Raw genomic sequence first — 201 nt, 5'->3', positions numbered from 1 at the left:
TGCAACCTTCTGATTCGTAGTCAGACACTCTATCCAATTGCGCTATAGGTGCAAAATCATGCCGGCTACCGGGATCGAACCGGTACGATGTTTCCATCGCAGGATTTTAAGTCCTGTGCGTCTACCTATTCCGCCAAGCCGGCAAAGCGAACTACGGGATTCGAACCCGCGACCCCCACCATGGCAAGGTGATGTTCTACC

Annotated in this window: 1 tRNA gene; it reads right to left on the bottom strand. The window is 52.7% G+C overall.

Going from position 1 to position 201, the window contains the following annotated elements:
* Nucleotides 1-59: 59 nt before the first annotated feature.
* Nucleotides 60-143, bottom strand: a tRNA-Leu gene (locus tag IV50_RS04920).
* Nucleotides 144-201 lie beyond the last annotated feature (58 nt).

Origin of the sequence: Weissella viridescens (assembly GCF_001437355.1) — a bacterium.
GTDB lineage: Bacteria > Bacillota > Bacilli > Lactobacillales > Lactobacillaceae > Weissella > Weissella viridescens.
The sequence above is the reverse complement of the archived record's forward strand: the minus strand, read 5'-3'. Positions and strand labels throughout refer to the sequence as shown.